The sequence below is a fragment of the Pseudomonas sp. B21-019 genome, assembly GCF_024749225.1.
Taxonomy (GTDB): domain Bacteria; phylum Pseudomonadota; class Gammaproteobacteria; order Pseudomonadales; family Pseudomonadaceae; genus Aquipseudomonas.
Map to the genome: position 1 here is coordinate 5,754,836 of NZ_CP087193.1, position 25,192 is coordinate 5,780,027.

At 59.8% G+C, this 25,192-nt stretch carries 22 protein-coding genes and 1 tRNA gene; 18 read left to right on the plus strand and 5 right to left on the minus strand.

Annotated elements, in window-relative coordinates; genetic code table 11:
- Positions 1–96: 96 nt before the first annotated feature.
- Both folK and folB read right to left on the minus strand, forming a co-directional pair.
- Positions 97–615 (minus strand): 2-amino-4-hydroxy-6-hydroxymethyldihydropteridine diphosphokinase, encoded by a 519-nt coding sequence (gene folK / locus LOY36_RS25930; RefSeq protein WP_018928844.1) that lies wholly within the window; start codon positions 613–615, stop codon positions 97–99.
- Complete coding sequence (gene folB, locus LOY36_RS25935) at positions 606–959, minus strand: dihydroneopterin aldolase (protein ID WP_019650332.1); 354 nt, start codon at positions 957–959, stop codon at positions 606–608. The genes folK and folB overlap by 10 nt, the downstream gene beginning before the upstream one ends.
- 74 nt (positions 960–1,033) lie before the next feature.
- Between folB and plsY the strand changes: the two genes are divergently transcribed.
- Complete coding sequence (gene plsY / locus LOY36_RS25940; RefSeq protein WP_019650331.1) at positions 1,034–1,603, plus strand: glycerol-3-phosphate 1-O-acyltransferase PlsY; 570 nt, start codon at positions 1,034–1,036, stop codon at positions 1,601–1,603.
- Between the two features lie 23 nt (positions 1,604–1,626).
- On the opposite strand, the gene tsaD is transcribed toward plsY, so the two are convergent.
- Positions 1,627–2,652, minus strand: coding sequence for a tRNA (adenosine(37)-N6)-threonylcarbamoyltransferase complex transferase subunit TsaD (gene tsaD / locus LOY36_RS25945; protein WP_258671331.1), 1,026 nt, complete (start codon positions 2,650–2,652; stop codon positions 1,627–1,629).
- Between the two features lie 199 nt (positions 2,653–2,851).
- Between tsaD and rpsU the strand changes: the two genes are divergently transcribed.
- The 7 genes from rpsU to LOY36_RS25980 all read left to right on the plus strand — a co-directional run bounded on the left by rpsU (position 2,852) and on the right by LOY36_RS25980 (position 12,650).
- Positions 2,852–3,067 carry a 30S ribosomal protein S21 gene (gene rpsU / locus LOY36_RS25950; RefSeq protein WP_002551877.1) on the plus strand — a complete coding sequence of 72 codons (216 nt, stop codon included), beginning with the start codon at positions 2,852–2,854 and terminating at the stop codon, positions 3,065–3,067.
- Positions 3,068–3,549: 482 nt separating this feature from the next.
- On the plus strand, positions 3,550–5,517 hold the full coding sequence (dnaG, locus tag LOY36_RS25955; RefSeq protein WP_019650328.1) for a DNA primase: 1,968 nt from the start codon (positions 3,550–3,552) through the stop codon (positions 5,515–5,517).
- A 67-nt stretch (positions 5,518–5,584) separates the two neighbouring features.
- Positions 5,585–7,432 carry an RNA polymerase sigma factor RpoD gene (gene rpoD, locus LOY36_RS25960; protein WP_019580727.1) on the plus strand — a complete coding sequence of 616 codons (1,848 nt, stop codon included), beginning with the start codon at positions 5,585–5,587 and terminating at the stop codon, positions 7,430–7,432.
- A 123-nt stretch (positions 7,433–7,555) separates the two neighbouring features.
- On the plus strand, positions 7,556–11,302 hold the full coding sequence (locus LOY36_RS25965) for a bifunctional diguanylate cyclase/phosphodiesterase (RefSeq protein ID WP_019650327.1): 3,747 nt from the start codon (positions 7,556–7,558) through the stop codon (positions 11,300–11,302).
- 15 nt (positions 11,303–11,317) lie between these two features.
- A tRNA-Ile gene (locus LOY36_RS25970) sits at positions 11,318–11,394 on the plus strand.
- Positions 11,395–11,896: 502 nt separating this feature from the next.
- Complete coding sequence (locus LOY36_RS25975; RefSeq protein ID WP_258671334.1) at positions 11,897–12,397, plus strand: hypothetical protein; 501 nt, start codon at positions 11,897–11,899, stop codon at positions 12,395–12,397.
- Positions 12,398–12,407: 10 nt separating this feature from the next.
- The gene (locus LOY36_RS25980) at positions 12,408–12,650 is read left to right on the plus strand and encodes a hypothetical protein (RefSeq protein WP_054594326.1); all 243 of its coding nucleotides are present in this window, start codon (positions 12,408–12,410) and stop codon (positions 12,648–12,650) included.
- Positions 12,651–12,942: 292 nt separating this feature from the next.
- On the opposite strand, the gene LOY36_RS25985 is transcribed toward LOY36_RS25980, so the two are convergent.
- Positions 12,943–13,107: a hypothetical protein gene (locus tag LOY36_RS25985; RefSeq protein WP_258671336.1), complete on the minus strand. Its 165-nt coding sequence runs from the start codon at positions 13,105–13,107 to the stop codon at positions 12,943–12,945.
- 239 nt (positions 13,108–13,346) lie between these two features.
- Positions 13,347–13,991 (minus strand): peptidase M41, encoded by a 645-nt coding sequence (locus tag LOY36_RS25990; RefSeq protein ID WP_258671338.1) that lies wholly within the window; start codon positions 13,989–13,991, stop codon positions 13,347–13,349.
- A gap of 137 nt (positions 13,992–14,128) precedes the next feature.
- On the opposite strand from LOY36_RS25990, the gene LOY36_RS25995 reads away from it, so the two are divergent.
- The 10 genes from LOY36_RS25995 (at position 14,129) to LOY36_RS26040 (ending at position 25,163) form a co-directional block, all read left to right on the plus strand.
- Complete coding sequence (locus tag LOY36_RS25995; RefSeq protein ID WP_007980298.1) at positions 14,129–14,590, plus strand: Lrp/AsnC family transcriptional regulator; 462 nt, start codon at positions 14,129–14,131, stop codon at positions 14,588–14,590.
- 217 nt (positions 14,591–14,807) lie between these two features.
- Positions 14,808–16,490 (plus strand): NAD(P)/FAD-dependent oxidoreductase, encoded by a 1,683-nt coding sequence (locus LOY36_RS26000; protein ID WP_018928833.1) that lies wholly within the window; start codon positions 14,808–14,810, stop codon positions 16,488–16,490.
- Between the two features lie 12 nt (positions 16,491–16,502).
- On the plus strand, positions 16,503–17,297 hold the full coding sequence (locus LOY36_RS26005) for a carbon-nitrogen hydrolase family protein (protein ID WP_258671340.1): 795 nt from the start codon (positions 16,503–16,505) through the stop codon (positions 17,295–17,297).
- A 107-nt stretch (positions 17,298–17,404) separates the two neighbouring features.
- Positions 17,405–19,843: a pyrroloquinoline quinone biosynthesis protein PqqF gene (gene pqqF / locus LOY36_RS26010; protein ID WP_258671342.1), complete on the plus strand. Its 2,439-nt coding sequence runs from the start codon at positions 17,405–17,407 to the stop codon at positions 19,841–19,843.
- Positions 19,844–19,999: 156 nt separating this feature from the next.
- Positions 20,000–20,074: a pyrroloquinoline quinone precursor peptide PqqA gene (gene pqqA / locus LOY36_RS26015; protein ID WP_009045898.1), complete on the plus strand. Its 75-nt coding sequence runs from the start codon at positions 20,000–20,002 to the stop codon at positions 20,072–20,074.
- 84 nt (positions 20,075–20,158) lie between these two features.
- Positions 20,159–21,070 carry a pyrroloquinoline quinone biosynthesis protein PqqB gene (pqqB, locus tag LOY36_RS26020; RefSeq protein WP_018928830.1) on the plus strand — a complete coding sequence of 304 codons (912 nt, stop codon included), beginning with the start codon at positions 20,159–20,161 and terminating at the stop codon, positions 21,068–21,070.
- A 132-nt stretch (positions 21,071–21,202) separates the two neighbouring features.
- The gene (gene pqqC / locus LOY36_RS26025) at positions 21,203–21,955 is read left to right on the plus strand and encodes a pyrroloquinoline-quinone synthase PqqC (protein WP_258671344.1); all 753 of its coding nucleotides are present in this window, start codon (positions 21,203–21,205) and stop codon (positions 21,953–21,955) included.
- A complete protein-coding gene (gene pqqD / locus LOY36_RS26030; protein ID WP_018928829.1) occupies positions 21,952–22,227 on the plus strand; it encodes a pyrroloquinoline quinone biosynthesis peptide chaperone PqqD in 276 nt (91 codons plus the stop codon). Before pqqC ends, pqqD begins: the two co-directional genes overlap by 4 nt.
- On the plus strand, positions 22,199–23,374 hold the full coding sequence (pqqE, locus tag LOY36_RS26035) for a pyrroloquinoline quinone biosynthesis protein PqqE (protein ID WP_408981097.1): 1,176 nt from the start codon (positions 22,199–22,201) through the stop codon (positions 23,372–23,374). Before pqqD ends, pqqE begins: the two co-directional genes overlap by 29 nt.
- Positions 23,340–25,163 (plus strand): S9 family peptidase, encoded by a 1,824-nt coding sequence (locus LOY36_RS26040; RefSeq protein WP_258671345.1) that lies wholly within the window; start codon positions 23,340–23,342, stop codon positions 25,161–25,163. The genes pqqE and LOY36_RS26040 overlap by 35 nt, the downstream gene beginning before the upstream one ends.
- The last annotated feature ends 29 nt before the right edge of the window (positions 25,164–25,192 follow it).

Below are 25,192 nucleotides of genomic sequence, written 5' to 3' on the forward strand. Positions count from 1 at the left end.
GCCTGCGGCAGCTCCTACAGGGCCTGGCATACACTCGCGATGTCGCGGGGTGAACCGGTTCGACGTAGGAGCTGCCGAAGGCTGCGATCTTTTGCTTTACAGCATATCGGAGGGGGTCAACTGCTCACCGCGCCACTCAAAAGCCACCGGCGCCAACACCTGATCGATCCGCGCCTCGCTCCACAAGGTCGCAAAGCTTTTGCCTACACCCGGATGCACTCTGTCCGGCGCAATCAGCGACAACGGCCACAGCACGAAGGCGTTTTTCAGAATCTCTGCCCGCGGCAAGACCAAACCATCGAAATTGCCCACCAGATCGCCGAACAGCAGCACGTCGATATCCAGCGGCAAGCCCTTGCGGTCCGGCGCGTAGCGGCCGTTATCCGCTTCGATGAATTTCAGCCGTCGATCCAGTTCCATCAGCGGCAGATCGGTATAGGCCGAGACCACAAAGTTGAAAAACGGCCCGCTCTTGATCCCCACCGGCTGGCTTTCGAACACCGCCGAGCAACGCATATCCACCAGGAAACCCGCCAGGGCGTCCAGGCCAGCCTGCAAATGGGATTCGCGCTCGATGTTGCTACCGAGCCCGAGATACACCTGAGTCAGCGACATCCGCGCTCGATCTCCACGCCCACGCCCTTGGCCGCCGGAACGGCACCTGGCTTGGTCAGCCTGAGGTGCATCCAGGTGATCTTGAATTCACTCATCAGCACTTCAGCCAGACGTTCGGCAAAGGTTTCGACCAGCTGGAACTGCGCCTGCTCGGCAAAAGCCTGGATGCGTGACGAAACGCTCGCGTAGTCAAGCGCCAGGGTCAGGTCATCACCGGCGGCGGCCGGACGATTGTCCCAGGCGAAGCTCAGATCAAGTCGCAGACACTGTCGGATGCCTCGTTCCCAGTCGTAGGCACCAATCACGGTGTCGACTTCCAGGCCCTCGATAAACACTCTGTCCAAGCACTTCTCTCCGCTGCACGACAAGGGCGCAATGCGCCGTTAGAATCAGGGCGTCCTCGCCCGGAATAGTTAGCATGTTTTGGTCACTGGCGATTTTCGCCTACCTGCTCGGCTCTCTGTCCTTCGCCATTTTGCTCAGCCGCCTGACCGGTAACCCCGATCCGCGAATGAGTGGCTCGGGCAATGCCGGTGCCACCAACATGTTGCGTCTGGCCGGCAAAAAACTCGCCATCCTGACCTTGCTCGGCGACCTATGCAAAGGCCTGCTGCCAGTGCTGGTCGCAGGTGCAATGGGCCTTTCACTACAGGAACAAGCCTGGATCGGCGTCTTCGCCGTCATCGGTCATCTGTTCCCACTGTACTTCCGTTTTCGTGGCGGCAAAGGTGTCGCCACTGCGGCCGGCATGCTGCTGGGGCTCTATCCTCCCGCTGCGCTGCTGGCAGTCTGTGCCTGGCTGTTGACGTTCTACCTGACCCGCACCAGCTCACTCGCCGCCCTGATTGCCACACCCCTGACCCTGCCGCTGCTCGCCTGGCAAGAACCGGCGGCACTGCTGCCCATGAGCGCGCTCACGGGGCTGATCGTCTGGCGTCATCGCGGCAATCTACGCGACCTGTTTGCCGGGCGCGAACGGCATTTTTAAATGCCACACGTGAGCACCGCTCATCACAGCGCCGACAGCTGCTCCATCGGCCAACGCGCCTGCACGCTGATCGCCAGGCTTTCGTGCTGACCAGCCTGCAAGCGCTGGCAGCCGGCAAACGCAATCATCGCACCGTTGTCGGTGCAGAACTCCGGACGGGCATAAAACACATCGCCCTTCATGTCGCCGAGCATTTTTTCCAGTGACGTGCGCAACGCCTTGTTGGCGCTGACGCCGCCAGCGATCACCAGACGCCTCATGCCGGCCTGTTTCAGGGCACGCTTGCACTTGATGGTCAAAGTCTCCACCACGGCCTGCTGGAACGCCAGCGAGATGTCGCAACGGGCTTGCTCGCCGTCGTCCCCGGCGCTGACGCATTGCTGCCAGGTGTTCAAGGCGAAGGTTTTCAAACCGCTGAAGCTAAACGCCAGGCCCGGACGATCACACATCGGACGCGGGAAGACGAAACGTCCGTCAACGCCTTGCGCCGCCAGACGAGCAATCTCCGGACCGCCCGGATAATTGAGGCCCATCATTTTTGCAGTTTTGTCGAACGCTTCGCCGGCGGCATCGTCGAGGGTCTCGCCCAAGAGCGTGTACTGACCGATCCCGTCGACCTGAACCAGCTGCGTATGACCGCCCGAGACCAACAAAGCGACGAACGGGAACTCCGGTGGCTGCGGCTCCAGCATCGGCGCCAGCAAGTGACCTTCCATGTGGTGCACGCCCAGCGCCGGGATACCCCAGGCAAAAGCCAGCGCCTGAGCGCAGGAAGCCCCTACCAGCAAGGCTCCGACCAGGCCGGGGCCGGCGGTATAAGCGATGGCGTCGATCTCGGTCGGCACGCAGTCGGCCTCCGCCAGCACCTGACGGATCAAGGGCAGCATGCGTTTGACGTGATCGCGCGAAGCCAGCTCCGGCACAACGCCGCCATAGGCGCGATGCAGGTCGATCTGACTGAACAGCGCATCGGCCAACAACCCGCGTTCACTGTCGTAAAGTGCGACACCGGTTTCGTCGCAGGAGGTTTCTAATCCCAGTACTAGCATGGGTTTGCGCCTTGTAGAGGCTGAATTCGAAGGCGCGCATAATAGTCGTCGCGTGATGCCCCGACCAGCGGTTTTCGATCAGAGGCTTTGCATTCCGAGCGATGAGGGGTTAACATCCGCAACCCTTAAAAACCGACGTCTTCAAGTGCTCTTTTGCCGCGAGGATGTTGACCCCGGTAATGAATGAAGGTAGCTCTGGATGCCAGCCGTCAAAGTTAAAGAGAACGAACCCTTCGACGTAGCTCTGCGTCGTTTCAAGCGCTCCTGCGAAAAAGCCGGTGTACTGGCTGAAGTTCGTAGCCGCGAATTTTACGAGAAGCCTACTTCTGAGCGTAAGCGTAAAGCAGCAGCCGCTGTTAAGCGTCACGCCAAGAAAGTACAGCGCGAACAGCGCCGCGCCGTTCGTCTGTACTAATACGCAGACGATCGTAGCAAGCTTCTGCCAAGCCCGGCCCTCAGCCGGGCTAATGGCATTTGCGGACAACGCTTGATGCTTCACCGTCAAAGCCGCAGACGCGACCGAGACAAACCTGCTTCACAGCGTCAGACCTGGCTCTTTTGCCAGCGGTGCACGTCTTTTCTGACGAGCCTTTCAAGGCTACTGACGAGCACACCCACTGATTCCTCTCACGACGATCAGCCCAAGGCACCTTCTTGCGTGCCCGCTTATGAGCTATCCGAGGCCATTGACTGGCCGTCGCCGGACTCAGCGAAACACTTTCATATAGTCGAATGCTGATCGGTACTAACGTCAGCGGATTTTCGGCAGATACACTTCCTGACAGCGATTACGCAGACGACACCGGTCGAGCCGCACACCCTGCGCGCCTCAAACAATGACCCGCGTTCGGCCGCACTTCGTTTCGGGTCCATTTCAGCGCAGATGACGAGAACGCCATGGCCGGGCTAATTCCCCAGAGCTTCATTGACGACCTTCTGAACCGCACCGACATCGTCGATGTGGTCAGCTCGCGCCTGCAAATGAAAAAGGCCGGCAAGAACTACACTGCCTGCTGCCCGTTTCACAAAGAAAAAACCCCCTCTTTCAGCGTCAGCCCCGACAAACAGTTCTATTACTGCTTCGGCTGCGGCGCTGGCGGTAACGCCCTCGGCTTCATCATGGACCACGACAACCTGGACTTCCCCCAGGCTGTAGAAGAACTGGCCAAAGCCGCCGGCATGGAAATCCCCCGCGAAGAAAGCGGCCGACCGCACAAACCGCGGCAGCCCACCGACTCGCCTCTGTATCCACTGCTCACTGCCGCCGCCGATTTTTACCGTCAGGCCCTGAAAAGCCATCCATCGCGCAAAGCGGCTGTGGATTACTTGAAAGGTCGTGGATTGACCGGCGAAATCGCCCGGGACTTTGGCCTCGGTTTCGCCCCGCCCGGCTGGGACAATCTGTTCAAGCACTTGAGCAGCGACACCCTGCAGCAAAAGGCCATGATCGATGCCGGCCTGCTGGTGGAGAACGCCGAAACCGGCAAGCGCTACGACCGCTTCCGCGATCGCGTGATGTTCCCGATCCGCGACAGCCGCGGGCGCATCATCGCCTTCGGCGGCCGGGTGCTGGGCGACGACAAGCCGAAATACCTGAACTCGCCGGAAACCCCGGTTTTCCATAAGGGCCAGGAACTCTATGGCCTTTACGAAGCGCGCAAGAACAACCGCAACCTCGACGAAATCATCGTCGTCGAAGGCTACATGGACGTCATCGCCCTCGCCCAGCAAGGCCTGCGCAATGCTGTGGCGACCCTGGGCACCGCCACCAGCGAAGAGCACTTGAAGCGACTGTTTCGCGTCGTACCCAACGTACTGTTCTGCTTCGACGGCGACCAGGCCGGCCGCAACGCTGCCTGGCGTGCACTGGAAGCGACGCTGCCGAGCTTGCAGGACGGACGGCGCGCACGCTTTCTATTCCTGCCCGAAGGCGAAGACCCGGACACGCTGGTCCGCTCCGAAGGCACTGACGCCTTCCGTGCGCGGATCAATCAGCATGCACAGCCATTGGCTGATTATTTTTTCCAACAGCTGACCGAGGAATCGGACCCGCGCTCGCTCGAAGGCAAGGCCCACATGGCCACCCTCGCCGCGCCGCTGATCGACAAAGTCCCGGGCGCCAACCTGCGCATTCTGATGCGCCAGCGCCTGACCGAAATTACCGGGCTCAGCGGTGAAGCTGTGAGCCAACTGGTGCAAAGCGCACCTCAGGAAGCACCACCGGCGTACGACCCGGGCATTGATTACGACGCCATGCCGGATTACAGCGACTACCATCAACCGCAGGCGCAAGAGATGTATGTGCCGCAGCAGGAGTGGACGCCGAAGAAACCGGGTGCCGGCGGCAAGAAGTGGGACAAGAAGCCGTGGGACAAGAACGGCAAACGCGGCGGCGATCGCGATCAACCACGCGCGCCACGGGTACCGGCCGCTGTAGAGCCACCCACCCTGGCCGCCTTGCGCACGCTGCTGCATCACCCGCAACTGGCCGAAAAAGTCGAGGATGCCGGGCACTTTGCGGCCGAAGACCACACTAACACGCAACTGCTGGTCGCCCTGCTCGAAGCCGTACAGAAGAATCCCAAGCTAAACTCATTTCAACTGATTGCGCGTTGGCACGGCACTGAACAGGGCCGACTACTGAAAGCGCTGGCAGAAAAGGAATGGCTGATTGATGGAGATAACCTTGAACAACAGTTTTTCGACACCATTACTAGCTTGTCAGCCCGCCAACGCGAGCGAAATCTGGAACAACTTCTTCGAAAAGCGCGTCAAAGTGAGTTGAGTGCCGAAGAGAAAAATCAACTGCGCGATCTTTTAAGCCGCAATGTTTGCGCATCAAACCCGACCTCAACTGGCGCGTGAGGTCATAGCTCAGGTATAATCCTCGGCTTGTTTTTTGCCCGCCAAGACCTTCAGTGGATAGGGTGTTATGTCCGGAAAAGCGCAACAGCAGTCTCGTATCAAAGAGTTGATCACACTTGGTCGTGAGCAGGGCTACCTGACTTACGCGGAGGTCAACGACCACCTGCCGGAGGATATTTCAGATCCGGAACAGGTGGAAGACATCATCCGCATGATCAATGACATGGGGATCAACGTATTCGAGGTTGCGCCAGATAAGGATTCCCTTATGCTGGCCGACGCCGATACCGACGAAGCCGCGGCCGAAGAGGCAGCTGCAGCGTTGGCAGCGGTCGAGACCGACATTGGTCGCACCACCGACCCAGTGCGCATGTACATGCGTGAAATGGGTACGGTAGAGCTCCTCACACGTGAAGGCGAAATCGAAATCGCCAAGCGTATTGAAGAGGGCATCCGCGAAGTGATGGGCGCAATCGCGCACTTCCCTGGCACGGTTGACCATATTCTCTCCGAGTACACTCGCGTCACCACCGAAGGTGGCCGCCTGTCCGACGTCCTGAGCGGTTATATCGACCCGGACGACGGCATTGCGCCGCCTGCAGCCGAAGTGCCACCGCCTGTCGACCCGAAAGCCGCTCCAGCTGCCGACGACACCGACGACGATGACGCCGAAGCAAGCGATGACGAAGAAGAAGCCGAAAGCGGTCCGGATCCGGTCATCGCCGCACAGCGTTTTGGCGCTGTCGCCGACCAGATGGAAATCACCCGCAAGGCGCTGAAAAAGCACGGTCGCTACAACAAGGCTGCGATTGCCGAGCTGTTGGCCCTGGCTGAGCTGTTCATGCCGATCAAACTGGTGCCGAAGCAATTCGAAGGCCTGGTCGAGCGTGTTCGCAGCGCCCTGGATCGTCTGCGTCAGCAAGAGCGCGCGATCATGCAATTGTGCGTTCGTGATGCCCGCATGCCGCGTGCCGACTTCCTGCGCCAGTTCCCGGGCAACGAAGTCGACGAAAGCTGGAGCGATGCACTGGCCAAAGGCAAAAGCAAATACGCTGAAGCCATTGGTCGCCTGCAACCGGACATCATTCGTTGCCAGCAGAAGCTGACCGCGCTGGAAACCGAAACCGGTTTGACGATCGCCGAGATCAAGGACATCAACCGTCGCATGTCGATCGGTGAGGCCAAGGCCCGCCGCGCGAAGAAAGAGATGGTCGAAGCGAACTTGCGTCTGGTGATCTCCATCGCCAAGAAGTACACCAACCGTGGCCTGCAGTTCCTCGATCTGATCCAGGAAGGCAACATTGGCTTGATGAAAGCGGTAGACAAGTTCGAATACCGCCGTGGCTACAAATTCTCGACTTATGCCACCTGGTGGATCCGTCAGGCGATCACTCGCTCGATCGCCGACCAGGCCCGCACCATCCGTATTCCGGTGCACATGATCGAGACGATCAACAAGCTCAACCGTATTTCCCGGCAGATGTTGCAGGAAATGGGTCGCGAACCGACCCCGGAAGAGCTGGGCGAACGCATGGAAATGCCTGAGGACAAGATTCGCAAGGTATTGAAGATCGCTAAAGAGCCGATCTCCATGGAAACCCCGATCGGTGATGACGAAGACTCCCATCTGGGTGACTTCATCGAAGACTCGACCATGCAGTCGCCAATCGATGTCGCCACCGTTGAGAGCCTTAAAGAAGCGACTCGCGAAGTCCTGTCCGGCCTCACTGCCCGTGAAGCCAAGGTTTTGCGCATGCGTTTCGGTATCGACATGAATACCGACCACACCCTCGAGGAGGTTGGTAAGCAGTTCGACGTGACCCGTGAACGGATTCGTCAGATCGAAGCCAAGGCGCTGCGCAAGCTGCGCCACCCGACGAGAAGCGAGCATTTGCGCTCCTTCCTCGACGAGTGATCACAGAACCCCCGGCCCAGGCCGGGGGTTTTGCTTTATACAGATTAAATGCCCCGCACGTCCCACCCGCCGAATAGCCCGTCTACACTCGAAGCATTCCCCCAAAGCCATAACGAGACCGTTATGCCCAGATGGTCGACCGTGCTTTTTTTGCTGTCGCTGATGACCTGGACCGCAACGGCTGGCGCGCTGACTCTGACCGACGAAGAACGTAGCTGGCTGGCGGCTCACCCGGAATTGCGCCTGGGCGTCGATGCGTCGTGGCCGCCGTTTGAATTTCGCGACGACCATGGGCGTTATCAGGGCCTGGCAGCAGACTATATCAACGTCATCCGGCAACGGCTGGCCATCAAACTCACGCCCATCGAACCGGTCAGCTGGACTGAAGTGCTGCAGCAGGCCAAACAAGGCAAGCTAGACATCTTGCCGGGCATCATGTCGACCCCCGAGCGCCAGACCTATCTGTCGTTCACCCGCCCCTACCTCGACTTTCCGATTGTCATTCTGGCCCACGTCGGAGGCCCCCAACCGCGCAAACTCAAAGACCTGTACGGGCTGAAGATCGCCGTGGTGGAAAACTACGCCCCCCATGAACTGTTGCGCACCCAGCATCCCGACCTGAATCTGGTGGCGATGCCCAATGTCAGCTCGGCATTGCAAGCGCTGGCTACCGACGAAGTGGACGCGGTCGTGGGCGATCTCGCCTCAAGTGTCTGGAGCCTGCGCCAGCTCAAGCTCGAAGGGCTCTACGTCAGCGGTGAGACGCCCTACCGCTACCAATTGGCGATGGCCGTCCCCCCGAACAACAAGCTGCTGGTCAGTATCCTGGACAAAGTCCTGGCAGACATGAGCCCGAGTGAAATCAGTGCCATCCAGGAACATTGGGTCGGTAACGTCCTGGATCATCGGACCTTCTGGTCCGACGTGCTGATTTACGGCCTGCCAGGGCTATTGGCTCTGATGATCGTGCTGGCAGTGGTGATCCGGATCAATCGCCGACTGAGTTCGGAAATAGCCCGCAGGGTCGACCTGGAACAGGAGCTGCGCAGCAGCGAATACCATTACCGCGGGCTGGTGGAGAGTCTTTCAGCCATCGCCTGGGAAGCGCAGATCAGCGATTACACCTACAGTTACGTGTCGCCCCACGCCCAGGACCTCCTCGGTTATCCCCTGTCCCATTGGCTGATTCCGGGCTTCTGGCGCAACATCATCCACCCCGCGGACCTCACCCGGGCCCAGGCCTTCTGCGACCGCGAAGTGGCGGCCGGGCGCGATCACAGCGTCGATTACCGGGTCATCACCGCTGACGGCCGCTGCCTGTGGGTCCGCGATATCGTCAGCCTGATCGAACACGGCCATGAACCGGTCCTGCGCGGGCTGATGATCGACATCAGCGAAGCCAAACGCACCGAAGAGGCGCTGCGCCTGTCGGAGCAGAAGTTCGCCTCAGTGTTCCAGCAATGCCCGGATATTCTGGTGATCGCACGGCTTTCCGATGGCTGCCTGCTGGAAGTCAACGAAGCGTTCGAGGAACAGATCGGCCTCAAGGCCGAAGACGTCATAGGCCAGACGGCCACCGACCTGAACATCTGGGGCGTTCCCGGCGTGGGACCGGGTTTGCTGCAGCGGTTGCAGGCCGGCAGTATCCGCAACCTGGAGATGCCCTTTCGCCGCAACAATGGCCAGGTGTTTACCGGCCTGATTTCCGCCGAGCCTTTCGACCTCGACACGACCCCGGCCCTGGTGGTGGTCGTGCGAGACATCAGTCAGCTCAAGGAAACCCAGCAACAGCTGCAAACCTCCGAAGAGAAATTCGCCAAGGCCTTCCACGCCTCCCCCGACGGCTTGCTGCTGTCCCGGCAGAGCGACGGCCTGCTATTGGAAGTCAACGAAGGTTTCAGCCGTATAACCGGGTTCAACAGTGCGATGTCTGTGGATCGGTCGGCGCTGGACCTGGGGATCTGGGTCAATCTCAACGAGCGCAAACAGATGCTCGAATTGCTGCACCGGGATGGTTTCGTCCGCGACTTCAGTTGCCACATCCGCCGCAAGGACGGGCAGATCCGGCTCTGCGAAGTTTCAAGCCGGCCACTGCCCATCGGCGATGAAGACTGCATGCTGACCATCGCCCGGGACATTACCGAACGGCACCTGATGCAGGAAAAACTGCAACAGGCCGCCACCGTGTTCGAAAGCACCGCCGAGGGTGTCTTGATCACCGATACCCAACAGCACATCAGCGCGGTCAATCGGGCCTTCACCGAAATCACCGGCTACAGCGAGACCGAAGCACTGGGCCACACCCCTCGCCTGCTCGCCTCGGGCCTGCACGACAGCGCCTTCTATGCTGCGATGTGGCATCAACTGACCGCCGAAGGTCATTGGCAAGGCGAGATTTCCAACCGGCGCAAGAACGGCGAGCTCTACCCGAGCTGGCTGACCATCAGCGCCGTGCGCAACCGGGACAAACTCATCACCCACTTTGTCGCGGTGTTCGCGGACATTTCCAGCCTCAAGCATGCGCAAGCCAAACTCGACTACCAGGCGCACCACGATCCACTGACCGGCCTGCCGAATCGCACACTGTTCGAAAGCCGCCTGCTGACCGCGCTGAACAACCAGCAGGAAAACGGTGGCCAGGGCGCCGTACTGTTCCTGGACCTGGACCGTTTCAAACACATCAACGACAGCCTCGGTCACCCGGTCGGCGACCTGCTGCTAAAAGGCATCGCCGTGCGCCTCAAGGAGCAGTTGCGCGATATCGATACCGTGGCGCGACTGGGTGGCGACGAATTCATCATCCTGCTCCCCGGCCTGCAACAGGCCAGCGATGCCGATAACATTGCCACCAAGCTGCTCAATTGCTTCAGCGCCCCTTTCCAGGCGGGCGAGCACGAGTTTTTCATCAGCGCCAGCATCGGCACCAGCCTGTACCCCAAGGACGGCTGCGACGTCGCCACACTGGTCAAGAACGCCGATGCCGCGATGTATCGCTCCAAGGCCAAGGGCCGTAACCGGGTTGAAAGCTACACCCGCGACCTCACCGCCCAGGCCAGCGAACGCGTGGCACTGGAGCATGAACTGCGACGTGCCATCGAGCGCAATGAGCTGTTTTTGTACTACCAGCCCAAAATCAGCCTCAAGGATCATCGGCTGGTCGGCGCCGAAGCGCTGATTCGCTGGCATCACCCGACCTTCGGCGATGTGCCCCCCGAGCACTTCATTCCCCTGGCCGAAGAGAACGGCATGATCCTGCAAATCGGCGATTGGGTACTGGAAACCGCCTGCCGGCAAATGTACGAGTGGAATCAGGTCTATGAGTGCCTCGGCCCGCTCTCGGTCAACCTCGCAGGCGCTCAATTACGCCAACCGAACCTGCTCGGCCGGATCGAGCAGCTGCTCAAGGACAACCGCCTCAAACCCGATTTTCTGCAACTGGAGATTACCGAAAACTTCATCATGAGCCAGGCCGAAGAAGCGCTGGCGGTCCTGCATCAACTCAAACGCCTGGGCGTGCAACTGGCGATCGATGACTTCGGCACCGGCTATTCATCCCTGAGCTACCTCAAGCGCCTGCCGCTGGACATCCTCAAGATCGACCAGTCCTTCGTCCGCGGCTTGCCGGACGACCCCCACGATGCGGCGATTGTCCGCGCAATCATTGCCCTGGGCCGCAGCATGCAATTCACCGTCATCGCCGAAGGCGTCGAAACCCATGCCCAGCAACAATTCCTCACCACCGAAGGCTGCGAACAGATCCAGGGCTACATCGTCAGCCTGCCACTTTCCCCCGACGAATTCGCCGCGACGTTTCTTCGTATAGCCGTATCGGATTTTTCGGATAGCACAGCCGAGAAACCATCGCTATAATCCGCGGCCTACTGAGGGCCTATAGCTCAGTTGGTTAGAGCAGAGGACTCATAATCCTTTGGTCCACGGTTCAAGTCCGTGTGGGCCCACCAAACTCAAAGCCGCGCATTGCGCGGCTTTTGTGTTTCTGGCTGGTCCATCACAGATACCGTCCTATGGTCCAAGGGTACAATTCTGGTTCGCCAGCCGCCAAGGCGCTTCAAGGAGGTGCCTTGGCCTACAGGTCATCCTCTGAATTGCGCAACAGCCGCAACTCACCGCGTGCAACCTCATCCGGCACCGCGAAGGAGTACCGTCCCAGCATAGTGCCCAGCTCCAACGCAGCTGACATCTCCCGAGCACGATCATACTGATCGTAAGCCGAATCCAGGTCGAAGCTATTGTTCTCTTGCTTCAGGTCCCACAGCACACTTTCGGACGCCGAATGAGCCGTCGCTGTTGCCGCTGACCGAAAACTGACCTTGCGGGGGTGCGGTAGCTGACGATGAGACCCGTGCAGACGTCAAACTCCCCGGAGCCTCACAACAAAGACCGTTTGCATCTTAGTCACCGCTTGTTGAAAATCATCGTCTTTTTGCACGAATGGATACGCGCATGAAGTTCGAGAAGACTACGCAGTACAGGTCCGAGGAAGGGATCGTCTTCAATCTGTCTCAAATCACCCTCATGGAAAGCGACCGAGGTCGCCTGCGCGAGCTGCACTTTGGCGAAGCGAAACGCGCCCATTACCAAGTCAACAGCATGGTCGTCGATATGTACGACCGAATGCAGGCTCGAAACCTGCCATGCCTGCTGACAGTCTGCATTTCCAATCCCCTGACCCGGCAGCAGGCCGATGCTATCATCACTATGTGCGGCAACGTCGCCAAGGGAATTGCTGCGGCCTCAGGTGGCGTTGCCGGGAGGGTAGGTGCGTTGGGCGGGCCGCTCATTGGCTGGGCTTCAGGTGCAGTCGTGACGACAGGTGTCAACTGGTACCTCAAAGGGGCCCTGCCGAACCTGCATGCAGGTGACGTGCTGGTCAGCATCGAGGGAGAGGTCCATGGCGGGATTGGCCCACAGCGCTCTGTCGTGACGCTGGTCATCAAGGTCTGAGGAACTGCACATGCCCTACATCATGCAAACTGTCGTCCTTCTGGTGCTGGGCGCGATCCTCGTTCAGTTTCTGAAACCATACCCGCTGCGCAAGTGGCTGGGTTTGGCGCTGCTGGCAACGGGCTTGGTCAGCATCTTCAAGGTTGGTGAGCAGCAGGTGCTGGGCTTTGACCTGGAGCTGCTAGCACTGCTGGCCGTGCCGCTGGGCGTGGTGCTTTTCCTGACGCGGCGGCGGTTCACGGAGGGGGACTGAAGCCCTGGCACGATTTCTCGGTGCCGTCTCTGACCCAAAAGCATATGGGACAACAGTCGATCAACAGCGCGTTGATCGATGATCTTAGCGTTGGACCTTGCCGGCGGATTGGGGGTTACTTTGAACATACTGGTAACTCCTAACGTAGGTTAGATGCCGCCAAAATCACTGCTAAATGATGGGTGGCGGCTGTAACGCAGGCCAGGTGCAGTCGGAAATGTGTAATGCCACATTTGACCAGCCTCGCCAACTCTCCGGGCGCGGCCTAATTCTGATCCTAGACAGCACGGATCTAGCGCACATGAAAGGTCACCAGGGCCAGCGCGGCGCCGAGCCCGAACGGCAGTAGTATCGCTCGGGTCGCGGTGGGGGCCGGGCTACGCATGTCTTCAGCCAAAGCAGCCACGTCTCGGTGCAACTGTTCAATGCTGGCTTGAGTCGTGGGAGGTAAGGACATACAGCGTCTTCCTGTCGGAGCTCGGGTCGCGCCTTGTGCGCTGCTCCGAGGCCGGTCGTGCGTTATTTTTCCTGTCTGCCGTCCAGGTTATATTTTGCGCGGACGGCGGGTTATCGGATGACGTCCGCCAAGGTTGTAGGCAAACTCCGAGAGTTGCGTAATGGGCGCATTTGGGCACTTTGCCGCCTTGTGGGGCTTTTCTTCGACGGGATACTCTCCGGACGTCGCTGCCAATCAGCTTACGCCCAAACACCCAATGAAGGGATCGCCTGCACTGGCCCCAGCCGTTCAAGCATTCCCCCCGTCAACACAACCTCATACGTATCCGCCGGCCGCCCCCACTGCTCCACAATGACCATGCGCTCCACCAGAAGCCCTGCCAATCCAGTAATCGTCTCGGCCAATGCCTCGACGATTTCTTGAGTGCGCAACCACAAGCGATCATTAATGTCTGTCAGCTCAGCAATGATGCTGTCGGACGACGCTGGATCCGTATCGGGATAGGCGATATTTCGAAGCAAGTACCGCAATTCTCTTATTTTTGCGTGATCCTGTTCCGCTCCAAACTCTCCGTTCAGGATGGCTGCCGCTTTCGACTTATCGACGCGTTTCTCGGGCGAATGCTTTGGCGGTAATGTCTGCGCCATGGCGCCGGCGAAGAGGACCATTATCCGGGCTTCCAAATGTTCCTTCATGGCTTCGAGCGACGAAATGGACCGCGTCAAGGTAATGGAGGCCCCGCCATGGTGCGTCAGGCCCATGGTCACTTTCAGGGTCACATCACCCGTTTCAAAACCCAGGGCTCGGGCTACGACGTAATGCCCCATTTCGTGATTGGCAATTTGCAATGCATAGTCGCGCAGAGCCGCAGGCATACCCTTCATTTCATCCCCTCGCTTCACAGCCCCTGGTTGCGCATTCGACTACGAGTGACAATTTGTGTCCATCCAATTAACCCGTTGAGGGCATGGACTGCCTGTAATATGCCTGCCCATTGCTCTATACCGCTGGAGATACCCCTTTGCCTGACACTCGCCCGCCTGTTCTCGACGAAATCGACCGCCAATTGATCGCCGCCCTGCAGATCAATGCCCGTGAAAGTGTGGCCATGCTCGCCCGGCAACTGGGCATCGCCCGCACCACCGTCACTTCGCGCCTGGCACGGTTGGAAAAGGCCAAGGTGATCACCGGTTACGGTGTGCGACTGGGTCAGCGTGTGGTGGATGGCGGATTGCAGGCTTACGTCGGGATTACGGTGCAACCGAGGTCTGGCAAGGAAGTGCTGCGACGACTTAGCGCCATGGCTCAGGTGCAGCAGCTGTGTGCGGTGAGTGGCGAGTTTGATTATGTGGCGTGGTTGCGCACCGATTCGCCGGAGCAGCTGGATCAGTTGCTGGATCAGATTGGCAGTGTGGATGGGGTGGAGAAGACGACGACTTCGATCATCCTGAGCAGCAAGATTGATCGGGGGCAGCCGGTTTGAGGCCTTCGGTGTCTGGTCGGGACTCTTCGCGGGCAAGTCGGATCGCTGCACTGCTCACACCTACAATATGTAGTGATACATCGTCATATTGATAAAACAATTAGCAAAACGACGACACATTGCGTCTTATTAACGTGTTCTACGCTCTCTAGAATGGCTGCCATCTTTTCCTATACTCAGACGCGCATCCTGCGTCGGGTCGCCAGCAAGGTCAGCCATGAACAAGAACAATCGCCATCCTGCAGACGGTAAAAAACCAGTCACTATTTTCGGCCCGGATTTCCCTTTCGCCTTCGACGACTGGATCGAGCACCCAGCCGGCCTGGGGAGCATTCCAGCGCACAATCACGGCGCCGAAGTGGCGATCGTCGGGGCTGGCATTGCCGGTCTGGTGGCCGCCTATGAACTGATGAAACTGGGCCTCAAACCGGTCGTCTACGAAGCCTCGAAAATGGGCGGTCGTCTACGCTCCCAAGCGTTCAATGGTGCCGAAGGCATCATCGCCGAGCTCGGCGGCATGCGCTTCCCGGTGTCGTCCACTGCGTTTTACCACTACGTCGACAAGCTCGGCCTCGAGACCAAGCCCTTCCCGAACCCGCTGACCCCCGCGTCTGGCAGCACAGTGATCGATCTGGAAGGCAAAACCCATTACGCACAGAAACTGGCGGATCTTCCTGCACTGTTCCAAGAAGTCGCTGATGCCTGGGCCGATGCCCTGGAAGACGGTTCGCGCTTCGGCGAGATCCAGCAGGCGATCCGCGATCGCGACGTGCCGCGCCTCAAGGAATTGTGGAACACCCTCGTGCCGTTGTGGGACGACCGCACGTTCTACGATTTCGTCGCCACCTCCAAAGCCTTCGCCAAGCTCTCGTTCCATCACCGTGAAGTGTTCGGCCAGGTTGGTTTCGGCACCGGCGGCTGGGACTCGGACTTCCCCAACTCGATGCTGGAAATTTTCCGCGTGGTGATGACCAACTGCGACGATCACCAACACCTGGTGGTCGGCGGCGTGGAACAAGTGCCGCAGGGTATCTGGCGCCATGTGCCGGAGCGTTGCGTGCACTGGCCGGAAGGCACCAGCCTGAGCTCGCTGCACAACGGCGCGCCACGTACCGGCGTGAAGAAAATTGCCCACGCGGCAGGCGGCCGTTTTGCGGTCACCGACAACTGGGGCGATACCCGCGAATACGCAGCGGTGCTGACCACTTGCCAGAGCTGGCTGCTGACCACCCAGATCGAATGCGACGAGAGCCTGTTCTCGCAAAAAATGTGGATGGCCCTGGACCGTACCCGCTACATGCAGTCGTCGAAAACTTTCGTGATGGTCGACCGCCCGTTCTGGAAGGACAAAGACCCGGAAACCGGCCGCGACCTGATGAGCATGACCCTCACTGATCGCCTGACCCGTGGCACGTACTTGTTCGATAACGGTGACGACAAGCCTGGGGTGATTTGCCTGTCGTACTCGTGGATGAGCGATGCTCTGAAAATGCTTCCACAGCCAGTGGAAAAGCGCGTGAAGCTGGCGCTGGATGCGTTGAAGAAGATCTACCCGAAAGTCGACATCGCCGCGCGGATCATCGGCGATCCGATCACCGTGTCGTGGGAAGCCGACCCACATTTCCTCGGGGCCTTCAAAGGCGCGCTGCCCGGTCACTACCGCTACAACCAGCGCATGTATGCGCACTTCATGCAGGACGACATGCCGCCCGAGCAACGCGGGATTTTCATCGCCGGCGATGACGTTTCGTGGACGCCGGCGTGGGTTGAAGGCGCGGTGCAGACGTCGCTCAACGCGGTGTGGGGCATCATGAAACACTTTGGCGGTGAAACTCACGCCGAAAACCCGGGTCCAGGAGATGTGTTCAACGAGATCGGTCCGATCGCCCTGCCCGAGTAAGAGGAATCCGAAATGCGCGTAGCCCTTTACCAATGTCCACCGCGGCCCCTGGATGTCGCAGGCAACCTGCAACGCCTGCATCAACTGGCGCTGGAGGCCAAGGGCGCGGACTTGCTGGTGCTGCCGGAGATGTTCCTGACCGGCTACAACATCGGCATAGACGCCGTCAGCGTGCTGGCGGAGGTGCACAACGGTGAATCGGCGCAGCAAATCGCGCGCATCGCCAAAGCAACCGGGATCGCCATTCTGTATGGCTACCCGGAGCGTACCGAGGACGGGCAGATCTACAACGCCGTGCAGTTGATCGACGCCAATGGCGAGCGGCTGTGCAACTACCGCAAAACTCATCTGTTCGGTGACCTCGATCACTCGATGTTCAGCCCCGGGCCGGATGAGTTTCCGTTGGTTGAACTCAATGGCTGGAAGCTTGGCTTTTTGATCTGCTACGACCTGGAGTTCCCGGAGAACGCCCGGCGTCTGGCGTTAGCCGGTGCCGAGCTGATCCTGGTGCCGACGGCGAACATGATTCCCTACGATTTCATCGCCGACGTCACCGTCCGCGCCCGGGCCTTCGAAAACCAGTGTTATGTGGCTTACGCCAACTACTGTGGGAGCGAGGGCGAGATCCAGTATTGCGGCCAGAGCAGCATCGCCGCGCCGGATGGCAGCCGTATCGCCCGGGCCGGCCTAGATGAATCGCTGATTGTCGGTGAACTGGATCGCCAACTGATGATCGATTCCCGCGCCGCCAACCGCTACTTCCTCGATCGCCGTCCCGAGCTTTACGGCGCGCTGAACAAGCGCTGATCCACTTAGGGGGCGTTCTCAATCAGTTTCCCCGGCGCAGTGTGGAAACTGATTGAGAACGTCCCCTAATCCGCTAGCATTAGCGCTTCTCTGTTCTGGAAGTGCTCATGCCTGCGCTGAATCACCCCCACCTTCACACTGAAACCCTGGCCAACGGTCTGCGGGTGACGCTGCGTCATGCTCCCGGTTTGAAGCGCGGCGCCGCTGCGTTGCGGGTCGCTGCCGGCAGTCACGACGTGCCATCGGCCTGGCCGGGGCTGGCGCACTTTCTCGAGCATTTGCTGTTCCTGGGTACAGAGCGCTTTCCCGCAGGACAAGGGCTGATGGCCTATGTGCAAGGTCATGGCGGGCAGGTGAATGCGCGCACCAGCGAACGGACGACGGAGTTCTTTTTCGAACTGCCGCCCCAGGCGTTCAGCGCTGGGCTGGAGCATCTGTCAGACATGCTCGCCCATCCGCGTATGAATCCGGACGATCAGCGGCGGGAACGGGAAGTGCTGCACGCCGAATTTGTCGCCTGGTCGCGGGATGCCACAGCCCAACAGCAATTCGCGCTGTTCGACGGGCTCTCGGCGGCTCACCCGTTACGGGCGTTTCATGCTGGCAACCGTTACAGCCTGCCGATTCCGCAGCCCGAGTTTCAGCAAGCGTTGAAGGACTTCCATCAGCAGTTTTATCAGACCGGGCAAATGACGTTGAGCCTGGCCGGCCCGCAGAGTCTCGAAGAATTGAAAGGGATGGCGCAGGCGTTTGCCATTGCCATTCCCGCCGGTAAAAAAGTCCCTCAGGCAAAGCCCAGCCTGTTGATGGATTCATCGGCCAATAGTTATCAACAGGCTGGAGAACGTCGACTGGATCTGCTGTTCACCTTCGAAGGGCTGCCCGACTCATCGCCCGAAGCGCTGGCGTTCCTGTGCCATTGGCTGACCGCCGCAAAGCCCGGCGGCCTGTTGGCGCAGCTGCGAGACAGCGGGCTGGCAGACAACCTGAAAGCCGCGCCGCTCTACCGCTACGCCGGGCAAGCCTTGCTGCACATCGAATTCACGTTGCCCGCGAACGCCACGCAATCGGGCAGCGCGATCCGTGAACGGATTCTGGATTGGCTGGGCTTTTTTGCCTCCCGTCAGGATTGGGCCCCATTGCGCGAAGAATATGCCGCCCTGCAACAGCGCCAACAGCAAGTCAGCAGTGCCTTGCAGCTGGCCCAACGGGACAGCGAGCAACTTGAACCGGGGTTATCCGAACAAGGCGTCGTCGCCCTCAAGGCAATCCTGAAACAAATCGGCGCTGTGGATAACTTCACCGGCCAGTGGCAACTACCGACTCCCAACCCGTTTTTGCGTACCGAGACTCCAGCCCCGAATGCCGGCTTGATTCGCGGCCAGACCAGCGCCCACCGCGGCCTGCGGACCTTTGCCCAGGATCGCTCGCGCAGTCGCCGCGAACGATCGCCGATGCAGTTCAGTCAAGCATTGCCGGACAACACGGATGAAGGTGCGGTTTATCTGCGCTGGCGCCTGGAATCCGCACCTCACAGCCGCCTTCAGGCGAATCTGGAAAACAGCCTGCAGCCGTTGCACGAAGATGCTCGTCAGGCCGGTGTCGACGCTTCCTTCAGCGCATCGGGCAATGAATGGCTGCTGAGACTGACGGGGCTGCAGGAACCGATGCCAACAGTCCTCGAACATGTGCTAAAAGCGCTGACAAAACCTGATGCCCGTTTCTCACAGGAAGCACCGACGGCCATCCCTTTGATGCCGATTCGACAGCTGCTCAAGGCGCTGCCCGATTTATGCGCTGAGCACAAAGCAGCCTCGGATGACTTGCAGCAACTCTGGTCGAGTGCGCGCTGGGATGGCCTGACGACCGGACTGTCGGCCCAGACGCAAGCGGCGATGGGGCTGGTCTTGAGTCGTGTGCCGGGAACGCCGGACCATCAATCGACGTCACCTCTATCGATCGGCTCACAGCATCTCTGGAACGCCGTCGATACCGGCTCCAGCGAACACGCGCTGTTACTCTTTTGTCCGACGGCAACCCACGACATCGCCGACGAAGCTGCCTGGCGCTTGCTCGCACACCTGTGCCAGACACCGTTCTATCAACGCTTGCGGGTAGAGCTGCAACTCGGTTACGCGGTATTCAGCGGGCTGCGCCAGATCAACGGTCAGACCGGGCTGTTGTTCGGCGTGCAATCGCCAAGCGTCGCACCTCTGGACTTGTTGCAGCACATCGAACAATTCCTCGGCGAACTGGAAGGGATGATCGAAAGCATCGATGAGCTGACCTTCATCGCCCAACGCCAAGCCCTGGCCGATCAATTCGACAGCACCACCCTGCCCAACGCCCAGGCCGCCGAACTGCTCTGGCAAGGGAAACTGGCCGGCCACTCGTCGGATTATCTGGGCCTTCTACCTCAAGCGATTCTGATGATCGACCGCAAAGCCTTGCTGGCCGCGGCACAGCGACTGAATAGGGCCGAAGGTGGCTGGCGCTGTCTGGCCAGCGGACCTTGCCCGACTACGCGTTGGCAAGTGGCAAAATGATCATTACCGGCGCTGCAATTAGCTTTCTCAAAGATTCGCAGCCAATCGCTCCGTAATTTTGAGTAACATAGCCACCTAACTATCTGAACATCTCCGACTGGAGGTGGACTATATGTATAGGCCTCAACTGTCCCATCCACCTGAAGGAGCGCTCCTATGTCCTGGTCCAAACCTGCTTACACCGACCTGCGTATCGGCTTCGAAGTCACCATGTACTTCGCAAGCCGCTAAGCTCTGCCGTTTGGTAGAGAATGCAGTGCTACGCCTCGGCTTGCCGGGGCGTTTTTATTTTCAGTTTTCAATGATGGAGCGGCCATGTTTGTCCAGATTCTAGGTTCCGCCGCCGGCGGCGGTTTCCCCCAGTGGAACTGCAACTGCGCGAACTGCGCAGGTTTTCGCGACGGCAGCCTGCGGGCCGAGGCGCGTACCCAGTCGTCCATCGCAATTTCCGATGATGGCGTGAACTGGGTGCTGTGCAATGCTTCGCCGGACATCCGCGCCCAGCTCCAGAGTTTCGCGCCGATGCAGCCGGGACGCGCGCTGCGTGATACCGGCATCAGCGCAATCATCCTGATGGACAGCCAGATCGACCACACCACCGGCCTGCTCAGCCTGCGCGAAGGTTGCCCGCATCAGGTCTGGTGCACTGACATGGTCCACGAAGACCTGAGTACCGGGTTCCCGTTGTTCACCATGCTGACCCACTGGAACGGCGGGTTGAACTGGAACCGTATCGAACTCGATCAGAGCTTCACCGTGCCGGCCTGCCCGAACCTGCGCTTCACCCCGCTGCCCCTGCGTAGCGCCGCCCCTCCGTACTCGCCGCACCGCTTTGACCCGCATCCGGGCGACAACATCGGCCTGATCGTCGAAGACCTGAGCACCGGCGGTAAACTGTTCTATGCACCGGGCTTGGGCAAGGTCGATGCTCCGCTGTTGAAAATCATGGCCAGCAGCGATTGCCTGTTGGTGGACGGTACGATGTGGGACGACGACGAAATGCAGCGCCGTGGTGTCGGCACGCGCACTGGCCGGGAAATGGGCCACCTGGCGCAGAACGGCCCCGGCGGCATGCTCGAAGTGCTGGAACAACTGCCCAAGCAGCGCAAAGTGCTTATCCACATCAACAACACCAACCCGATTCTCGATGAGGATTCGCCAGAGCGTGCGGAGCTGGCCCGTCGTGAAGTTGAAGTGGCTTATGACGGCATGAGTATTGTGCTGTAGCGGATGGCCCCATCGCGGGCAAGTCGGATCGCCGCACCGCTCGCTCCTACAGGGATAGCGCTATCCCTGTATACCCGCGAAGGCGCCCGACCAGACACCAAAGAATCCACCGGTTGTTCCCGGAGAACCGCAATGACTGATACCCCAATGTCCCCCGCCGAATTCGAAGCGGCCCTACGCGCCAAGGGCGCCTATTACCACATCTATCACCCGTATCACGTGGCGATGTATGAAGGCCGGGCGACTCGCGAGCAGATCCAGGGCTGGGTCGCCAACCGCTTTTACTATCAGGTGAACATCCCGCTCAAGGACGCCGCGATCCTGGCCAACTGCCCGGACCGAGAAATCCGTCGCGAGTGGATTCAGCGCCTGCTGGACCATGACGGCGCCCCCGGTGAAGACGGCGGTATCGAAGCCTGGTTGCGTCTTGGGCAAGCGGTCGGCCTTGACCCGGATCAGCTGCGCTCCCAGGAGCTGGTGCTGCCCGGTGTACGTTTCGCCGTGGATGCCTACGTCAACTTCGCCCGCCGGGCCCGTTGGCAGGAAGCCGCCAGCAGCTCATTGACCGAGCTGTTTGCGCCGCAGATCCACCAATCGCGCCTCGACAGTTGGCCGCAGCATTACCCGTGGATCGACCCGGCCGGTTACGAATATTTCCGTACGCGGCTGGGCCAGGCTCGCCGGGATGTGGAGCACGGTCTGGCGATCACTCTGCAGCACTACACCACGCGAGAAAGTCAGGAGCGCATGTTGGAAATTCTCCAGTTCAAACTGGACATTCTTTGGAGCATGCTCGATGCCATGAGCATGGCCTACGAACTGAACCGCCCGCCGTACCACAGCGTGACCGAACAGCGGGTCTGGCATAAAGGAATCACCTTATGAGTTTTGATCGCAGCAAAACCCCGACCTGGCGTCCCGGCTACCGTTTCCAGTACGAACCGGCGCAAAAGGGCCATGTATTGCTCTACCCCGAAGGCATGATCAAACTCAATGAGAGCGCCGCGCTGATCGGCGGCTTGATCGATGGCCAGCGAGATGTCGCGGCCATCATCGCCGAGCTCGACAAACAGTTCCCCGGCGTGCCCGAGCTCGGTGACGACATCGAGCAATTCATGGAGGTCGCCCGTGCTCAGCACTGGATCGAACTTGCCTGAGTCTGCGTCAGGCAAGTTGCCAGCCAAACCCGAAATCGGCCTGCCGCTGTGGCTGCTGGCCGAACTGACTTACCGCTGCCCGCTGCAATGCCCGTACTGCTCCAATCCACTGGATTTCGCCGAGCAAGGCAAAGAATTGACCACCGAGCAGTGGATCAAAGTCTTTCGCGAAGCACGGGAGATGGGCGCGGCGCAGTTGGGCTTTTCCGGTGGTGAGCCGCTGGTGCGCCAGGACCTCGCCGAATTGATCGCCGAAGCACGCAAGCTGGGGTTCTACACCAACCTGATCACTTCCGGCATCGGCCTCACCGAGCAGAAAATCAGCGACTTCAAGAAGGCCGGTCTGGACCATATCCAGATCAGTTTTCAGGCCAGCGACGAGCAGGTGAACAACCTGTTGGCCGGCTCGAAAAAAGCCTTCGCGCAAAAACTCGAAATGGCCCGTGCGGTGAAGGCCCACGGCTATCCGATGGTGCTGAACTTCGTCACCCATCGGCACAACATCGACAAGATCGACCGGATCATCGAGCTGTGCATTGCCCTTGAGGCAGACTTCGTCGAACTCGCGACGTGCCAGTTCTATGGTTGGGCTCAGCTCAATCGGGTCGGCCTGCTACCGACCAAGGAACAATTGGTTCGCGCCGAACGCATCACCAACGAATACCGCGCGAAACTGGAAGCCGAAGGGCATCCGTGCAAGCTGATTTTCGTGACACCGGACTATTACGAAGAACGTCCGAAAGCCTGTATGAACGGCTGGGGCAGTATTTTTCTGACGGTCACACCGGACGGAACCGCACTGCCCTGTCACGGCGCCCGACAGATGCCGGTGCAGTTTCCCAACGTGCGCGACCACAGCATGCAGCACATCTGGTACGACTCGTTTGGCTTCAACCGCTTTCGCGGTTACGACTGGATGCCCGAGCCGTGCCGCTCCTGCGACGAAAAAGAAAAGGACTTCGGCGGCTGCCGTTGCCAGGCGTTCATGCTCACGGGTGACGCGAGCAATGCCGACCCGGTGTGCAGCAAGTCGGAACATCACGGCGTGATCCTCAAGGCCCGCGAAGAAGCCGAGCACGCGACCCAGACCATTGAACAACTGGCCTTTCGCAATGAACGAAACTCACGCCTCATCGCCAAAAGCTGAACCCTTGAGCGCCGCCAGGGCCGTCGCGGCCGGCATCGACTTCGCCGAGTTGCAGGTCGGGCCACATGGCCTGTTCTGGAACGAGTACCGCCCCGAAGATGCCGCCTGCCGGATCTGGCAGTGGCGCGACGGTCAGGCGCATTGTCTGACGCCGCCCACCTTCAGTGTGCGCAGCCGGGTGTATGAATATGGCGGTGGCGCGTTTTGTCTGACCGATGACGGGCTGGTATTCGTCAACGAGGCCGATCAGCAGCTGTATCGGCAATCGCTGTCAGATGAAACACCTGAGGTACTGACTTCAAGTGAATGCCGGTACGGCGATCTGCAGTTCGCCAACGGGCAAGTGCTGGCGGTGGAAGAGAACCGCGATCGACATCGCCTGGTGGCAATCGATCTGGCTGACGGCCAACGCCATCTGCTAGCCGAGGGTGCCGATTTCTACGCGGCACCGACCCTGAGTCCTGACGGTCGGCGTCTGGCCTGGATCGAGTGGAATCGCCCGGATCAGCCCTGGACCGCAACACGCCTGATGGTTGCCGAGCGCCAGCGCGATCACACCTTTGCGCAGCCGCGTTGTGTGGCCGGTGACGGTGCTCAGGAGTCACTGCAACAACCGAGATTCGATGATCGCGGCCGTCTGTATTGTCTGACCGATCGCGGCGGTTTCTGGCAGCCGTGGGTGGAGTCGACAGAAGGACTGAGCCCACTTCCGAGCGCTGCCGCCGACCATGGACCGGCGCCTTGGCAGCTGGGTGGTTGCACTTGGTTACCACTGAGCGAAGACACTTATCTGGCGAGTTGGACCGAAGGTGGGTTTGGCCGATTGGGGCTTTGTCATGGCGATGGCTCCTGTGAGGATTTCATCGGCGACTACAGCCGCTTCCGCCATCTCGCACAGGATGAGCAGTTCATTTACTGCATCGCTGCTTCACCAGTCAGTTCGGCGTCGGTGATTGCCATTGAGCGCAAAAGCCGTCAGGTGAAGACCCTCGCCGGTGGCGTTGTCCCCCTGCCGGCCGATCAGATCAGCCGCCCGCAAACCCTGCGTTATCCGAGCGGTTCGGGCGAGGCCCACGGGTTCTTCTACCCGGCAATGAACGACGATACGAAACCGCCCTTGGTGGTGTTCATTCACGGCGGACCGACTTCAGCCTGCTACCCGATGTTCGACCCGCGAATCCAGTATTGGGCACAACGGGGCTTCGCCGTGGCCGACCTCAACTACCGAGGCAGCAGCGGCTACGGCCGTGCTTATCGCCAGGCGCTGCATTTGAGCTGGGGCGACGTGGACGTGGAAGATGCCTGCGCAGTGGTCGGCTACCTGGCCGAGCGCGGACTGATCGACGGCGATAAAGCGTTTATCCGTGGTGGCAGCGCCGGCGGGTACACCGCATTGTGCGCATTGGCCTTTCACAAGGTCTTTCGTGCGGGCGCCAGCCTGTATGGCGTCAGCGATCCCGTTGCGCTGGGCCGCGTCACCCACAAGTTCGAAGGCGATTATCTGGACTGGTTGATCGGCGACCCGGTAGAGGACGCTGAACGCTACGCCGCGCGCACTCCGTTGCTACACGCGAACAACATCAGCGTTCCGATGATCTTCTTTCAGGGTGAACTGGACGCCGTGGTGGTGCCGCAACAGACCCGCGACATGGTCAAGGCGCTACAGGACAATGGCATTCTGGTCGAAGCGCATTACTACGCCGACGAACGCCATGGCTTTCGCAAGGCCGGTAACCAGGCCCACGCGCTGGAGCAGGAATGGTTGTTTTATCGGCGGGTGATGGAGTAGGTGGGCTGAAATCGTAGCGCCTCATTTAA

Bases quoted from the DNA above. Each gene is read 5' to 3' on its own strand.
- folK (WP_018928844.1), bottom strand. From the start codon at position 615: ATGTCGCTGACTCAGGTGTATCTCGGGCTCGGTAGCAACATCGAGCGC.
- plsY (WP_019650331.1), top strand. From the start codon at position 1,034: ATGTTTTGGTCACTGGCGATTTTCGCCTACCTGCTCGGCTCTCTGTCC.
- tsaD (WP_258671331.1), bottom strand. From the start codon at position 2,652: ATGCTAGTACTGGGATTAGAAACCTCCTGCGACGAAACCGGTGTCGCA.
- rpsU (WP_002551877.1), top strand. From the start codon at position 2,852: ATGCCAGCCGTCAAAGTTAAAGAGAACGAACCCTTCGACGTAGCTCTG.
- dnaG (WP_019650328.1), top strand. From the start codon at position 3,550: ATGGCCGGGCTAATTCCCCAGAGCTTCATTGACGACCTTCTGAACCGC.
- rpoD (WP_019580727.1), top strand. From the start codon at position 5,585: ATGTCCGGAAAAGCGCAACAGCAGTCTCGTATCAAAGAGTTGATCACA.
- LOY36_RS25965 (WP_019650327.1), top strand. From the start codon at position 7,556: ATGCCCAGATGGTCGACCGTGCTTTTTTTGCTGTCGCTGATGACCTGG.
- LOY36_RS25975 (WP_258671334.1), top strand. From the start codon at position 11,897: ATGAAGTTCGAGAAGACTACGCAGTACAGGTCCGAGGAAGGGATCGTC.
- LOY36_RS25980 (WP_054594326.1), top strand. From the start codon at position 12,408: ATGCCCTACATCATGCAAACTGTCGTCCTTCTGGTGCTGGGCGCGATC.
- LOY36_RS25985 (WP_258671336.1), bottom strand. From the start codon at position 13,107: ATGTCCTTACCTCCCACGACTCAAGCCAGCATTGAACAGTTGCACCGA.
- LOY36_RS25990 (WP_258671338.1), bottom strand. From the start codon at position 13,991: ATGAAGGGTATGCCTGCGGCTCTGCGCGACTATGCATTGCAAATTGCC.
- LOY36_RS26000 (WP_018928833.1), top strand. From the start codon at position 14,808: ATGAACAAGAACAATCGCCATCCTGCAGACGGTAAAAAACCAGTCACT.
- LOY36_RS26005 (WP_258671340.1), top strand. From the start codon at position 16,503: ATGCGCGTAGCCCTTTACCAATGTCCACCGCGGCCCCTGGATGTCGCA.
- pqqF (WP_258671342.1), top strand. From the start codon at position 17,405: ATGCCTGCGCTGAATCACCCCCACCTTCACACTGAAACCCTGGCCAAC.
- pqqB (WP_018928830.1), top strand. From the start codon at position 20,159: ATGTTTGTCCAGATTCTAGGTTCCGCCGCCGGCGGCGGTTTCCCCCAG.
- pqqC (WP_258671344.1), top strand. From the start codon at position 21,203: ATGACTGATACCCCAATGTCCCCCGCCGAATTCGAAGCGGCCCTACGC.
- pqqD (WP_018928829.1), top strand. From the start codon at position 21,952: ATGAGTTTTGATCGCAGCAAAACCCCGACCTGGCGTCCCGGCTACCGT.
- LOY36_RS26040 (WP_258671345.1), top strand. From the start codon at position 23,340: ATGAACGAAACTCACGCCTCATCGCCAAAAGCTGAACCCTTGAGCGCC.